Annotated in this window: 12 protein-coding genes; 5 read left to right on the forward strand and 7 right to left on the reverse strand. The window is 69.3% G+C overall.

The window, feature by feature from the left end:
- Position 1 precedes the first annotated feature (1 nt).
- Complete coding sequence (gene ppgK, locus AB0E85_RS20510) at positions 2 to 748, forward strand: polyphosphate--glucose phosphotransferase (RefSeq protein ID WP_361928980.1); 747 nt, start codon at positions 2 to 4, stop codon at positions 746 to 748.
- Positions 749 to 766: 18 nt separating this feature from the next.
- Here ppgK and AB0E85_RS20515 read toward each other — a convergent pair whose 3' ends face one another.
- Positions 767 to 1,420 (reverse strand): DUF6542 domain-containing protein, encoded by a 654-nt coding sequence (locus tag AB0E85_RS20515; protein WP_361928983.1) that lies wholly within the window; start codon positions 1,418 to 1,420, stop codon positions 767 to 769.
- Between the two features lie 168 nt (positions 1,421 to 1,588).
- On the opposite strand from AB0E85_RS20515, the gene ychF reads away from it, so the two are divergent.
- Complete coding sequence (gene ychF, locus AB0E85_RS20520; RefSeq protein ID WP_030842729.1) at positions 1,589 to 2,677, forward strand: redox-regulated ATPase YchF; 1,089 nt, start codon at positions 1,589 to 1,591, stop codon at positions 2,675 to 2,677.
- 143 nt (positions 2,678 to 2,820) lie between these two features.
- On the opposite strand, the gene AB0E85_RS20525 is transcribed toward ychF, so the two are convergent.
- The 3 genes from AB0E85_RS20525 to AB0E85_RS20535 all read right to left on the reverse strand — a co-directional run bounded on the left by AB0E85_RS20525 (position 2,821) and on the right by AB0E85_RS20535 (position 5,517).
- Positions 2,821 to 3,819 carry a methyltransferase gene (locus AB0E85_RS20525; RefSeq protein ID WP_361928986.1) on the reverse strand — a complete coding sequence of 333 codons (999 nt, stop codon included), beginning with the start codon at positions 3,817 to 3,819 and terminating at the stop codon, positions 2,821 to 2,823.
- A 10-nt stretch (positions 3,820 to 3,829) separates the two neighbouring features.
- The gene (locus tag AB0E85_RS20530; RefSeq protein ID WP_361929103.1) at positions 3,830 to 4,930 is read right to left on the reverse strand and encodes a type III polyketide synthase; all 1,101 of its coding nucleotides are present in this window, start codon (positions 4,928 to 4,930) and stop codon (positions 3,830 to 3,832) included.
- Positions 4,931 to 5,064: 134 nt separating this feature from the next.
- Positions 5,065 to 5,517, reverse strand: a complete 453-nt coding sequence (locus tag AB0E85_RS20535; RefSeq protein WP_361928988.1) for a MarR family transcriptional regulator — start codon at positions 5,515 to 5,517, stop codon at positions 5,065 to 5,067.
- 136 nt (positions 5,518 to 5,653) lie between these two features.
- Between AB0E85_RS20535 and AB0E85_RS20540 the strand changes: the two genes are divergently transcribed.
- Positions 5,654 to 7,069, forward strand: a complete 1,416-nt coding sequence (locus AB0E85_RS20540; protein ID WP_361928991.1) for an FAD-binding oxidoreductase — start codon at positions 5,654 to 5,656, stop codon at positions 7,067 to 7,069.
- Between the two features lie 37 nt (positions 7,070 to 7,106).
- Here the strand turns inward: AB0E85_RS20540 and AB0E85_RS20545 are convergent, their stop codons facing one another.
- Entirely contained in the window at positions 7,107 to 8,363 is a 1,257-nt protein-coding gene (locus tag AB0E85_RS20545; protein WP_361928994.1) for a cytochrome P450, read from the reverse strand.
- Positions 8,364 to 8,623: 260 nt separating this feature from the next.
- Between AB0E85_RS20545 and AB0E85_RS20550 the strand changes: the two genes are divergently transcribed.
- The gene (locus AB0E85_RS20550) at positions 8,624 to 9,940 is read left to right on the forward strand and encodes a condensation domain-containing protein (protein WP_361928996.1); all 1,317 of its coding nucleotides are present in this window, start codon (positions 8,624 to 8,626) and stop codon (positions 9,938 to 9,940) included.
- A 93-nt stretch (positions 9,941 to 10,033) separates the two neighbouring features.
- Here the strand turns inward: AB0E85_RS20550 and AB0E85_RS20555 are convergent, their stop codons facing one another.
- Both AB0E85_RS20555 and AB0E85_RS20560 read right to left on the reverse strand, forming a co-directional pair.
- The gene (locus AB0E85_RS20555; protein WP_361928999.1) at positions 10,034 to 10,714 is read right to left on the reverse strand and encodes a class I SAM-dependent methyltransferase; all 681 of its coding nucleotides are present in this window, start codon (positions 10,712 to 10,714) and stop codon (positions 10,034 to 10,036) included.
- Positions 10,715 to 10,783: 69 nt separating this feature from the next.
- Entirely contained in the window at positions 10,784 to 11,719 is a 936-nt protein-coding gene (locus AB0E85_RS20560; RefSeq protein WP_361929001.1) for an NADP-dependent oxidoreductase, read from the reverse strand.
- A gap of 204 nt (positions 11,720 to 11,923) precedes the next feature.
- Here AB0E85_RS20560 and AB0E85_RS20565 point away from each other — a divergent pair, with 204 nt between their 5' ends.
- Entirely contained in the window at positions 11,924 to 13,303 is a 1,380-nt protein-coding gene (locus tag AB0E85_RS20565; RefSeq protein WP_361929004.1) for a BTAD domain-containing putative transcriptional regulator, read from the forward strand.
- Positions 13,304 to 13,353: the final 50 nt, after the last annotated feature.

Below are 13,353 nucleotides of genomic sequence, written 5' to 3' on the forward strand. Positions count from 1 at the left end.
CATGCAGATCTTCGGAGTGGACATCGGCGGATCCGGGATCAAGGGTGCGCCGGTGGACCTGGACAAGGGCGACCTGGCGCAGGAGCGCCACAAGGTCCTCACCCCTCACCCGGCCACACCCGACGCGGTGGCCGACGGCGTCCGGGAGGTGGTCGGCCACTTCGGCTGGACGGGCCCCGTCGGGGTCACGTTCCCGGGCGTGGTCACCGAGGGAGCCACGATCCGCACGGCGGCGAACGTCGACGACAGCTGGATCGACACCGACGCCCGCGCGCTGCTCGGCGAGCGGCTGGGCGGACTGCCGGTGACGGTGGTCAACGACGCGGACGCCGCGGGAGTCGCCGAGATGCACTTCGGCGCCGGCCGCGACCGCCGGGGCACGGTGATCCTGCTGACCCTCGGCACGGGCATCGGCAGCGCGGTCTTCGTCGACGGCGTCCTCGTCCCCAACACCGAGCTGGGCCACCTGGAGCTCGACGGACACGACGCCGAGAAGCGGGCCTCCAGCAAGGCCCGCGAGGACTACGACATGACGTGGGAGCACTGGGCGGTGCACCGCGTGCGCAAGTACCTCGCCCACGTCGAGATGCTGTTCTCGCCGGAGCTGTTCATCATCGGCGGCGGCGTCAGCCGCAAGGCCCACAAGTTCCTGCCCCACATCGAGGGCATCAAGGCCGAGATCGTCCCGGCGCAGTTGCAGAACAACGCGGGGATCGTGGGCGCGGCGATGCGGGCGGCCGGGCGCTGAGGCCCGATCCGCCGGGTGTCACACCGGCGGCCGGGCCCCGGCCGTCCGCCGCCGGTGCACCAGCCTGATCCGCCGGACGAGCACGATCAGCCCGGCGATCAGCGTCCCTCCGTACAGCCATCCGGCCTGCGTGGCGAGCGCCGTCATCAGGCCCATCAGCCTGCTGCCGGTCCCTCCTTCGCCGTCGGCCAGCGGCAGCAGTCCCACGGCGAACGCGATCGGCACCACGACCGGCGCGGTCATCAGGTCCCCCCGGCGCACCCACAGGGCGGTCAGCGCGCACACCGGCAGGAACAGCACGCCGTACGCCGTCAGGGACGCCCCGAACAGCGCCGAGCAGAGCGCGCCCAGCAGGAACATCACCACCGCGCAGAACAGCCCGCCGCCCAGCCCGGTCAGCCGGGGGTTCGGCAGCCGGCCGGCGGTGGGCGCCGGTGCGGGCGCGGGCCGTCGTACCGGTGCCGGGCGGCGCTGCGGTCCGGGCGGCCGGGCCGCGCGCACGGGTTCGCCCCCCGCTCCCCGCCCCGCCTGGGACGGCACGGGCTGCCGGGACGGCACGGGCTGCCGGGACGGCACGGGCTGACGGGGCGGCCCGGGGGGCCTGGGCCGGTCCCGTCGCGGTCCGTACTGTCGCGGTCCGTACTGAGGAGATCGCGTCCTGTATTGCTCCACCGCACCAACTTAGGTCGTTCAATATGCCGAATAGCCCTTCAGACACGCCGTCGGCCGCGGCTTGGCCAAGCGTTCGACTGTCCGCCCGGGCGGTTCCGGACACGCCGTAGACTGGTGGATCGGCCGGTCCCCTGGCCCCCTGGCCCTCCACTCACGGGAAGTCGCAACGTGTCGCTCACGATCGGAATCGTCGGTCTGCCGAATGTCGGCAAGTCGACCCTGTTCAACGCCCTGACCAAGAACGACGTGCTGGCGGCCAACTACCCGTTCGCCACGATCGAGCCCAACGTCGGCGTCGTCGGCGTGCCCGACCCCCGTCTGACGAAGCTGGCGGAGATCTTCTCCTCGCAGCGGGTCCTTCCGGCCACCGTCGACTTCGTCGACATCGCCGGCATCGTCCGCGGCGCCTCCGAGGGCGAGGGCCTGGGCAACAAGTTCCTCGCGAACATCCGCGAGTCGGACGCGATCTGCCAGGTCATCCGGGCCTTCAAGGACGAGAACGTCGTGCACGTGGACGGCAAGGTCTCGCCGAAGGACGACATCGAGACGATCAACACCGAGCTGATCCTCGCTGACCTCCAGACCATCGAGAAGGTCCTGCCGCGCCTCCAGAAGGAGTCGCGCATCAAGAAGGACATCGCGCCGAAGGTCAAGGCCGTCGAGGAGGCCAAGGAGATCCTGGAGAAGGGCGACACGCTGTTCTCCGCGGGCATCGTCCAGGGCTCCGGCAACGAGGAACTCCTGCACGACCTGCACCTGCTCACCACCAAGCCGTTCCTCTACGTCTTCAACGTCGACGAGGACGAGCTGACCGACGAGGACTTCAAGAACGAGCAGCGTGCGCTGGTCGCCCCCGCCGAGGCGATCTTCCTCAACGCCAAGCTGGAGGCGGACCTCGCCGAGCTCGACGAGGACGAGGCGCTGGAGCTCCTCCAGTCCGTCGGCCAGGAAGAGCCGGGCCTGGCGACCCTGGCCCACGTCGGCTTCCGCACGCTCGGACTCCAGACCTACCTGACCGCCGGCCCCAAGGAATCCCGCGCCTGGACGATCAAGAAGGGCGCGACGGCCCCCGAGGCGGCCGGCGTCATCCACACCGACTTCCAGAAGGGCTTCATCAAGGCGGAGGTCATCTCCTTCGACGACCTGGTGGAGACCGGCTCGGTGGCGGAGGCCCGCGCGAAGGGGAAGGCGCGGATGGAGGGCAAGGAGTATGTGATGCAGGACGGGGACGTGGTGGAGTTCCGCTTCAACGTCTAGTTCTCGCGGCGCAGGAGTGGCCCGGCGGGGATGCCGGGGGCCGGGTGCGCGGCGTGCTGTGAAGGGGCACGCCGAGCACCGGGTCCCGCGCCGTGGCCGCCGCGCCGTCGGCTTCTCCTGCTGCGGCCCGGAGCAGGCGCCCGCTACTTGGCGATGATCAAGGTGGCGGGGGACGGGGTGGGGTGGAACGACACGTCGGAGAAGCCCGCTTCCGTGAGCCAGGCCCGGTAGTCGGCGCGCCGCCAGGTGCCACCCCGCTGGCTCTTGAGCAGCATCTCCGAGGCGAACATGAGCGGGAAGGGCGGGCCGCTTCGGTCGTCCTCGACGACGTAGTCGCAGACGACGAGCGTGCCACCGGGCTTGAGCGACGCACGGAGCCTGGTGAAGACCGCCACGTTCTCCTCGGGCCCTTCCTGGTGTGCGACATGCGAGTACAGCGCGATGTCGTAGGCGGCGTCGGTGAGTCCGACGGTGTGGAAGTCACCGTCGATGCACGTGAACCGGTCGGCGACGGAACGCTCTTCGAGCAGCCGGCGGGCGATGGCGTTGATCGGCCCCCAGTCGAGCTGGGTCGAGCGGGCCGCGGGATTGGCCTCCAGCCACGTGGAGGAGAAGATGCCGGACCCGCCGCCCACGTCGAGGATGGAGATCTCGCCGCTCTCCCTGAGCCCGAGGAGGTCGACGGCCGTCTCCGCGACCTTGACCGATGATGCCGCGATGGCGGGGGCGACCTTCGCCCAGTGGGGGTTGTCGGCCACCTCCACCATCGGGTCCGCCAAGGGGCCGCCGGCGCTGAACACATCGAGCCGGCCCACCAGTTTGTCCATCTCGGCCAGCTTGAGCCGAGCGAAGCCGCCGAGGTCGGTGGGCTGCCCTTCGACCAGGTACAGGTCGGCTTCCGGGGTGTTGCGGTAGCTGCCGTCGGAGGTTTCGACGAGCCCGAGGCCGACGACCCCGTCGAGCAGGGTCTGCACGCCTCGTTGCGAAAGCCCGGTTTTCGCCGCCAGTTGTTCCGCGGTGTCCACACCGGCCTGGAGATGGGTGAACAGGGAGTGCTGTGTCGCCACGCCGAGCAGGGCGGTGGCCCAGTAGCCGTTGGCGATGTCGAGAATACGGTTCGGCAGAGGCAGGCTGCCCGTCATCTTGTTCTCCTCAGAGGGAAACCGGCACGGCCTGCCGGAAGAGGTCCTCGTGTATCGAAGGCGATTCGACGCGCCAGCTGCCCATGGCCATTTCAGCGGTGATGCCAGGGCCGAAACCGGCGATGATTCCGTTGGCGTCCGGGGTCATGGTGTCTTCTTCGAACAGCCGGCGCAGCGCGTCGAGTACGACCGCGCTCGCGATGTTGCCGCATTCCGTCAGGGTGGCCCAGCTGTGGCGGAACATCCTCTGGTCGACCCCGAGGAACCTGCTGAGGTCGGAAAGGATGCGCGGACCGCCGGCGTGGATGATGTAGAAATCGAGGTTCCCGACGTCACGGCCGTGGCTCGTGGCGAGTTCGCGCAGTACGGGAGCGAGCGGTTCCATCGTTCCCGGCACCCGGCGGTCGAGCTGGAAGTGGAAGCCGGTGGAGCGTACGGCGTAGGAGATCCAGTCCTCGGTGCCCGGGATGACGTGCGAGGCATTGCGTTCGAGAGACACGCCGGTGCCACCGATGCCCCGGACCACGGCAGCCGCCACCGCATCGCCGAAGAGACCGTCGGCCAGGAGGGAGCTGACACCGTCGTCGTCGGGCTGATAGCACAGCGAGCACAGCTCGCAGGACACGATCAGGACGTTGTTCTGCGGGTAGGCGGTGCAGAAGTCGTGGGCGCGGTTGATCGCGGCTCCGCCCGCCGCACAGCCCAGTTGTGCGATGGGTATCTGCCGGGTGTCGGTGCGGAAACCCATCGTGTTGATCAGCCACGCGGTCAACGAAGGCATCATGAACCCGGTGCACGACACGAAGATGATCGCGTCGATGTCCTCGGCGGTCAGCCCGGCGTTGGCAAGGGCCTGTTCGATGACGGCAGGACAGCGTTTCTTCGACTCGCTCTCGAACACCCGGTTGCGCTCCTCAAGGCCCGGGTGGCGAAGTGTCTTCTCTATCGGCTGCACGATGTGCCGCTTCTGGACGCCCGTGTTCTTTATCAGGCGCAGCGCAAGGGGCAGTTGCGGCTTTCCCGCGTGGGTTTTTTCGGCGAACTTCAGGGTTTCTTCGAGGGTGATGACGTATTCCGGCAGCTCAACGGCCGGTTTGCAAAGCGTTGGCATGTCCGTCAAGTCCACCTTTTGAGGAGTCGGCTTGGAGTTCGACACCTCAATACCCTGAAGTACGGCGCTTGAGCGCGGCTCGGGGCGGGCTCGGGCCGCGTTCGGGTAGCACCGGAAAAGGCCGGATCCGGTGGCTATTCCTCGTGCCGCGCGATAATCTCTTCCAATGTCCGGCGCAGCATGGCGATCCCGTCACGGCCGAAGTGCTTGACCCAATTCCGTTCCATGTCCCCGAGGATCCGGGCGGCGGCGAGCTGGCCCTTGGTGCCGAGGTCGGTCAGCCGGATGAGCTTGGCCCGGCGGTCGTTCGGATCCGCCGTCCGCTCCACGTAGCCCAGTCGTTCGAGTTCGTCGACCACCTCACCGAGGGCCTGTTTGCTCAGTCCTGACTGCTCGGCGAGCGCGGTGAGCCGAGAGCCTTCCGGTGCGATGAAACGGAAGACGGAGCCGTGCCGGTACCGCAGTCCTTCGAAGCCCTCGTCGGCGAGCTGCCGGTGGAGCTGCTCGACGGTGATGTCCTTGGCCTGCGAGAGCAGGGCGGGCAGCGGCACCGGGCCCTCGGCCTGCTTCTCGGATCGCGTGGTCATCTCTGGCCACCCTTCTGTTGCGGCTAAGTCGTCAGGGTGCTTGACTAAAAAGTAGTACGGTTGCTTGACTAACTCTAGCGGCGTCGGCGGCTCGACCGCGAGCGCGGGCGCGATACCGGTGATGAAGGGAAGAGTCATGAGCGGTTCGGTCGAGGAGAACAGCCAGGTCGCCCGTTTCGACGCCGAGGCGGTCGAGGCCTTAAGCAAGCGGGTCCTGGGCCCGGTGCTGACGGCGAAGGACGAGGACTACGACGCGGAACGAGCGGGGAACCAGACCGCGCGGCGGCATCGGCCCGAGATCCTGGTCGGTGCGACCGGGCCCGCCGATGTGCAGGCAGCGGTGGAGTTCGCCGGCCGCCACGGGCTTCCGGTGGCGGTACAGGGCACCGGGCATGCGCTGGCGGCCGTCGCCGCCGAAGGCGGGGTGCTGATCAACACGTCCCGGATGACCGGCGTCCGGGTGGACGCGTCGGCGCGAACCGCATGGGTCGCGGCCGGGGTGAGCTGGGACCAGGTGCTCCACGAGGCGGCACCCGCCGGGCTCGCACCGCTCTCCGGCTCGGCTCCGGGGGTCGGCGTGGTCTCCTACACGCTCGGCGGCGGTCTCGGACCGCTCTCGCGGCGCTACGGCTACGCCGCGGACCACGTGCGCAGCATCGATGTCGTCACCGCGGACGGCCAGCTGCGTCACGTCACGAACTCCTCGGACCCCGACCTCTTCTGGGCGCTGCGCGGTGGCCGGGACAACTTCGGTGTGGTCACCGGAATCGAGATCGACCTCATGCCCGTCGCCACGCTCTACGGCGGTGGACTCTTCTTCGACTTCGCGTCGGTCACCGAAGTGCTCAACACGTACGTGCGGTGGTCGGCCGGTATGCCCGAGGAGATGACCTCATCGGTCGCGGTGATCTTCTTCCCCGATGTGCCGGTACTCCCGCCGCCGCTGCGGGGCCGCCACGTCGTGCACGTCCGGGTCGCCTACTCGGCGGACGATCTCGACGCGGGCAAGGAACTCGTGGCGCCTCTGCGGGCACTGAACCCCTTCAACGACACGATCCGTGAGATGCCCTTCACCGAGGTCGGAACCATCCACAACGACCCGGCCGCGGCGGGCAGCTTCGAAAGCAGCACCGCCCTCCTCGGCGAGCTGGACGCCGACGCGGTGCGTACCCTCCTGGACCGGGTGGGCCCGCACGCGCCCGTCCCGCACGTCGTCGAGCTGCGCCACCTCGGCGGCGCTCTCGCGCGCCCCGCCGCCGTGCCGAACGCGGTCGGCCACCGGGGCGCGCACTACCTGCTGAACGTCGTGTCGCGGCTCGAACGCGCCGACATCGCCGACATCAAGCCCGCGCACGACAGCCTCTTCGAGGCGATCGAGCCCTGGAGCACCGGCGGGCGGACCCTTACCTTCCTGAACGGCGAGCGGGACACCGAGCACGTGCGCTCCGCGTACAACCCCGAGGACTACCAGCGCCTCACCGAGATCAAGGCGGCTCACGACCCGGAGAACGTTTTCCGGCTCAACCACAACATCCCGCCGGCGCAGCGCTGAGCCCTCGGTGCCGCCTGGCGGAGGGAGTCGGAGGGAGTCAGCTCTTCGCCGGGCCGAGGTGCACCGGAAGGCCGGTGACGGAGTTGGAGAAGAGGGAGGGGACCGGGGACAGCTCGGAGGGGTCGACGGCGAGCCGGAGTTCGGGATAGCGGGCGAACAGCGGGGGCAGCGCGGCCATGGCCTCGAACCGGGCGAGGCCGGGGCCGATGCATACGTGCGGTCCGGTGCCGAACGCCAGGTGCCGTTTGACCGGCCGCGTGATGTCGAACTGGTCGGCGGTGTCGCCGTACTGCTTCGGATCGCGGTTGACACCGCTCCACGGGGCCAGGATGGCGTCCCCCTTGGGGATGGTGACGCCGGCCACCACGATGTCCTCGGTCGGGAACCGGGCGGGAAAGTTGCCGACCGGTGAGTCCCAGCGCAAGGTCTCCTCGATGACCTCGCCCCAGAGGGCGGGGCCGCCCTCGCGGACCATCGCCAGTTGGTCGGGATGGGTGAGCAGCGCACGGGTGGCGTTGACGATCAGACTGATCGAGGTCTCATGGCCCGCGCCGATGAGCGTCCACAGGGTGTCTTCGAGTTCCTCGTCCGTGAAGGGGTCGTCCGCCTCCTCGTTGTGGGTGAGCAGTGCGCTGGTCAGATCGTCCGCGGGCTCGGCGCGGCGCATGGCGAAGAGACGCTGGAACAGCTCGTGCCGCTCCTGCTCGGTGGCGAGGAACTGTTCGGCTGTCGTGTCGGCGCGGATGACGGTGTTGATGAGTTCGCGGCAACGCGACCACCACGCTTCCGGTATGCCGATGAGCTCGCAGATCACCTGCATGGGGAACGGGTAGGCGTAGTGCGCCCGCAGATCGACCGTGCCGTCCGGCGCTGCCCGGTGGGGCAGGTCGTCCAGCATCTGCGCCACGATCTGGTCGATACGCGGCCCCATGGCCTCGACCCGGCTGCGGGTGAACGTACGGGTCAGCGGGCGGCGCAGCCTCCGGTGCTCCGCGCCGTCGCGCGCCATCATGTTGTTCAGGCGGATCATGCCGAGCAGCGGCCAGTCATCGGGGATCTCGCCGCGGCGCAGCGCCTCCCAGTTCCGCCAGTCCCGTCCCACCCGCGGATCGGCGGCGAGCTCGGCGAGCAGCGCGTAATCGGTGACCACCCACATACGGACACCGCCGGGCAGCACGGCGCGCACCACAGGTCCGAGGTCGCGCATCCGCGCCGCCTCACCGTGGCGATCCGCGCCCAGAGGGTCGATGGCAACGAGCGGAGAAGTGGTCTGCGCGAGCGTTGGCTGAGTCATGGCGACGTTCCTCCAGAATGGCTTGAGTCCGACTGGAGAATGGCAGCACGGCCCCCTTGATATGGACTAAGTACTGGCCTAACGTCGCAGGTCAATTGACCGTAAGGGGGCTTCACCCCAGGCTCGATTGTCGCTCGATGGCCCCTTGTTAGCCTCCCTCGAATGTCCGGTACGGCACCGGACTCGAGGAAAGCGATGGGGGAATGTCTGCGATGAATGCATCGAGCACCCTGACGGAAAATGCGACGGGGGAAAGCGTCGTGACATCGCGCGAGCTGAGCCCTGGGGAGCGCTGGTACTGGATCATCGATCAGCTCTCCACGCTCAACGTCTGCGCCCGTGTCCGCATCACGGGTGAGGTGTCGGCACAGGTGCTGCGCAGCGCGCTCGGTGCGCTACAGGACCGGCATCCGCTGCTGCGTACGGCCATAGCGGACACGGCGCCGGGCACACCCGGGGACGGGCCGCGGTTCGTGCCGGCCGACCGGCCCGTCCCGCTGCGCGAGGTGGTCCGCACCGAGGAGGACGAGGCCCGCTGGGCGAGCGAAGTGGACGGCCACGAACTGACGGACGCCATCGACTGGAGGTCGGGACCGCTGGCCCGCGCCGTCCTCATCAGCGGCCCCGGACAGACCCACGACCTCATCCTCACCGTCCCGCACTGCATCGCGGACGGGACCACCGCGCTCTCCCTGCTGCGCCAGTGGGTACGGCTCGCCGCTGCGCCGTCCGGGCCCGGGGCCGGTGCGGTGGAGCGCGGCCCCCTGCCGGAGCCGTTCGAAGCGCTGTTCCCGGAACGGGACGTCGAGCGCGCTGCGGATGCCGAGGGCGCCACGGACGACGCGGGCGAGGTGGGCAGACTCGAACCGGAGCAGTTCGTACCGTTCGCGCGGCGTCGGACCCGGATGCTGCACCGGTCCATCGGAATCGACGCGCTGGACGGGCTTGCGCGCGCGTGCAAGCGCGAAGGGGCCACGCTGCACGGTCTGCTGGCCGCGGCGCTCGCGTCTGCCGTCGCCCGCGACGCGAAGGCCGAGTCACCCGCGCGCTTCGCGGTCGGCTCGCCCGTCTCCCTGCGGGAGGAGCTGCGGCGTCCGGTGTCCGAGGACGAGGCCGGCTGTTTCGTGTCCGCGCTGCATTCGGTGGTCGGCTACCAGCCCGACGATCTGTGGTCGATGGCGCGGTTCATCAAGGAGGACATACCGGCGCGCAAGCAGCGCGGCGAACAGTACGGGGTGTTCGACCTGCTCGCCCGTCAGGGGCCGTCCTCGGTGGCCGACAGCGAGCCCTTCATCCAGTACATCGATGAGCACGGGCCCTTCAACTTCTTCGTGTCCAATGTCGGACGCTTCGAGTTCCCGGCCGGACTGGGCGGCTGGCAGCTCTCGCAGGCGCAGTTCGTGGGCGGAATCTCCGTGGTCGGGTACTTCGGTTCGTCGGTGACCACCAGTCACCGTCAACTGTCGTGGAACTTCACGTACATCGAGGGGGCGGTGTCCTGCGAACGCGCCGAGCGCATCGTCGACGACTGCATCCGCACGGTCCTCTCGGCCGGGGAAGAGCGGACGGTGGAGTAGGACGGGGGACAGGACGGGAAAGAGCCGACCGCGGCCACTCGGGTACGCACCCGGTGGCCGCGGCCGGCTTTGTCCGTCGGTTCGGCTGAGGTGTCAGCCGACCTTCAGAGCGAGCTGAACTCCATGGTGGACGGGGATCGTCACGGAGAGAAAGCCGTTGGCAGGGTCGCTGATGTAGTCGCGGAACTCCGCGTAGACGCCGCGGCCGATGTCGAGATCGACATCGTCGATCACCACAAGCGCGCCGGGCCGCAGCCGCGGTCCCACGATGCGCAGAATCGGCAGCCGCAGATCGAGCCACCCGTCGAGGAGCAGCAGATCGACCTGCTCGGGCAGTTCGCGCAGGGTCTCGCGCGCATCGCCGAGCCGCAGGTCGATGAGATCGCCGAGCCCGGCGGCGGCGAAGTTCTCCGTGGCCTTGCGCGCCTTGTCCTGCTGAAGCTCGGTCGTGATCACCTGGTCGCCGCCGTTGTCGCGCACTGCGGCAGCCAGATAGAGCGTGGAAATCCCGAACGACGTGCCGAACTCGACGACCGTCCGCGCCTTGACGGCCCTGGTGAGCAGATAGAGGAGTTCGCCGCCCTTCCTGGACACGGACATGATGATGTCCTTGGTGCGCTCCGCCATTTCGGCGGCGCTCATGTCGGCAGGGAACTCCCCGCCCAGATCCACCCCGGCCGCCGCCCATTCGGCCGCCAGATCCTGCTTGTCCTCCGCAGCCAGAAGACGGTCGAGCGTGGTGGCGACAGCGTCGGATTCCAATGTCGAAGGCATGGGAACAGTGCTCCTTGTTCTGTGCGGCCCCGGGCGGTCGCAGAGCCGCCGTTTCGGGGGATCGGGTGATCAGGGGAGCAGGACGGTCTTCCCGGGCAGCTTCCCGGCGGCCAGCTCCTCGTGCACGGCCCGCAGTTCACTCAGCGGCCTGCGCTCGGCGACATGGATCTTCAGCTCGCCGGCGTCCACGCGGCGGACCAGCTCGGTGAGCTGGGCGGCGTCGCTGCGGCCGAAGACCTGCATGTTGCGCACGCCGCGCTCGGTGGCGGACAGGCCCGGCGGAACGGTGTTCGCGAAGACGCCGCCGTCGACGACCAGGTCGACGAGCTTCGCGAGCTCGTCCGGGTCGCTCAGGAACACCAGGTTGAGCACCACGTCGAACTGCTGACCGGCCAGCGCTTCCCGGAGCGGAGTCACGGTGTAGTCGACGACCCGCTCGGCGCCGTACGACCGGACGCGGTCCTGGCTCCCGGCGCTTGCCGTCGCGGTCACCGATGCGCCGGCCTGCGCCGCGAGCTGGACCGCGTAGCCGCCCACCGCGCCACCGGCGCCGTTGACGAGGAGGGTCTGGCCGGCCTTCAGACCGGCGTGCTCGAACAGCGCCTGCCAGGCGGTCAGTGCGACGGACGGCAGCGCCGCGGCGTCCGCGGCCTCTCCCGTGCGGGGAGCCGCCGCCAGGGCCTCGGCGGGTGCCACGGCGTACTCGGCGGCGGCACCGGGGCCGGGGATCGGTAGCCATGCCACCACCGCGTCACCCACGCTCCAGTCGCCCACACCCTCGCCGACCTCGGAAATGACGCCCGCCACGTCGTAGCACGGCACGTGCGGCATCGCGAGGTCGAAGACCTCCCTGACGAACCCGGCACGCAGCGAGGCATCGACGGGGTTGCACGCCGCGCCGACCACCCGCAGCACGACCTGGCCGGCCCCGGCCTGCGGACGGTCCGCCTCCTCGTGCACGAGGACGTCGGGGTCGCCGTAGGAATGGAAACGCACTGCCTTCATGATCAGCCTCTTCTCGTCTTCATCATCGCTCAGAACGCAAGCAGCTCACATTTGGTAGCACCGAATGCGAGTCCGCCGCCAGATCGAACCGGCAAGAGTCGACTCCGGCTCAAGGAACACTCAAGGGAATTACGAATCCGCCTTCTTAGCATCGGAGAGTGATACCCGGGGTCCCGGTATTCGGCAAATCCGGAAGGGCTCATCATGAAGGACACGATGGTGGTCGAAACCGGTCGCCGTACGACGGTGGAATTTCATGCTCTGGGACCTGTGGAGGCGACGGTCTCCGGGCGGACGGTGGATCTGGGCGCGCCCAAACAGCGCACGCTGCTCGCCCTCCTGGTGAGCCAGGCAGGCAGGCGGGTGACGACCGACGTCATCCTGGAGGCCCTGTGGGAGAGGAAGCCCCCGCCTTCGGCGATGACCGCGCTACAGGTGTACGTGGCCAACTTGCGCAAGGTCCTCGAGCCCGGCCGTGCGCCGAGAACACGGGCGACGGTGCTGCGTACCTGCGTGCGCGGTTATGTCCTCGACGCCGACGCTGTGGACGTCGACGTACAGCGCTTCATCGCACACGCCGAGGCGGGACGGCAGGCACGGGACCACGACGATCCGCGCCAGACGCTGCACGAGTGCGACGCGGGTCTCGCCCTGTGGCGAGGCCAGGCCCACGCGGAGGTGAGCGCTGTCCCCTGTGTCGTACCGGAGGTGGCACGTCTTGAGGAACTGCGGCTGTCCACCGTCGAGATGCGGTGCGCGGCGCTCCTCGCCCTGGGGGCCCACGAAGCGGCCGTGGCCGAACTGTCGGCCTTCGTCAACGCCAACCCGCTGCGCGAGTACGGCTGCGAGCTGTTGAGCCTGTCCCTGTACCGGGCAGGCCGCCAGGCCGACGCCCTCGCCGTGCTGAGCGGCATCCAGGCGCGCCTTTCCGAGGAACTCGGCGTGGACCCCACGCCGCGCCTGCGACAGCTGCGGCAGCGGATACTGCACCAGGATCCGGCCCTCGACCGGCGTCCGGCACCGGCAGCCACCTCGCCGCGCGCGGCAGGCACACCGCCGTCGGCGGAAGAACCCGCCGTCGAAGTCTTCGTCGGCCCTGAGGCGTCCGTCCGGCAGCTGACCGAGGCGCCGGCAGCGGTGGAGGCCGGCCGCGGGCAGCCGGTGACGCCACCAGGGAAGCCGGGGGCCGGAAGGGCAGGGCCGCTGCGGCGGTTCGCCGGGTGGCCCGGCGTGCCGGTGCTGTGGGACACCTGCGAAGCGGTGCTGCGCCGCGTCAGACAACTGCCGGAGCCCGCGCCCGAGTTGCTCGCCGTGGCCGCCGTCGCGGGCCAGCACTTCGATGCCGAGGTCGTCGCCGATGTCGCCTCGATCGACATCGACACGGCACTCGCGGCCCTCGACCAGGCGATCGCGGCGGGGCTGATCGACGAGGACGAACAACGACTCGGCTGGTTCCGCTTCAGCGACGCCCTGGTGGCGGAGGCGCTGTACGAGACCACGGGACGGATGCGCCGGGGACGACTGCGGCTGCGGATCGAGGCAGCGGCAGGCCGTTCCTGGGCGACTGCCGCCGACACCGGGTGACGGCGGCCGATCTCGGCACCAACCTGTTGAAAACCCGAAGGGAATTGCTC

This window comes from Streptomyces sp. NPDC029044, from assembly GCF_040637495.1.
Lineage (GTDB): Bacteria > Actinomycetota > Actinomycetes > Streptomycetales > Streptomycetaceae > Streptomyces.

What these genes read in the sequence shown, in the direction of transcription:
- AB0E85_RS20535 (WP_361928988.1), bottom strand. Translation starts at nt 5,517, where the DNA reads ATGACCACGCGATCCGAGAAGCAGGCCGAGGGCCCGGTGCCGCTGCCC.
- AB0E85_RS20530 (WP_361929103.1), bottom strand. Translation starts at nt 4,930, where the DNA reads ATGCCAACGCTTTGCAAACCGGCCGTTGAGCTGCCGGAATACGTCATC.
- AB0E85_RS20545 (WP_361928994.1), bottom strand. Translation starts at nt 8,363, where the DNA reads ATGACTCAGCCAACGCTCGCGCAGACCACTTCTCCGCTCGTTGCCATC.
- AB0E85_RS20525 (WP_361928986.1), bottom strand. Translation starts at nt 3,819, where the DNA reads ATGACGGGCAGCCTGCCTCTGCCGAACCGTATTCTCGACATCGCCAAC.
- AB0E85_RS20555 (WP_361928999.1), bottom strand. Translation starts at nt 10,714, where the DNA reads ATGCCTTCGACATTGGAATCCGACGCTGTCGCCACCACGCTCGACCGT.
- AB0E85_RS20565 (WP_361929004.1), top strand. Translation starts at nt 11,924, where the DNA reads ATGAAGGACACGATGGTGGTCGAAACCGGTCGCCGTACGACGGTGGAA.
- ppgK (WP_361928980.1), top strand. Translation starts at nt 2, where the DNA reads ATGCAGATCTTCGGAGTGGACATCGGCGGATCCGGGATCAAGGGTGCG.
- AB0E85_RS20560 (WP_361929001.1), bottom strand. Translation starts at nt 11,719, where the DNA reads ATGAAGGCAGTGCGTTTCCATTCCTACGGCGACCCCGACGTCCTCGTG.
- AB0E85_RS20540 (WP_361928991.1), top strand. Translation starts at nt 5,654, where the DNA reads ATGAGCGGTTCGGTCGAGGAGAACAGCCAGGTCGCCCGTTTCGACGCC.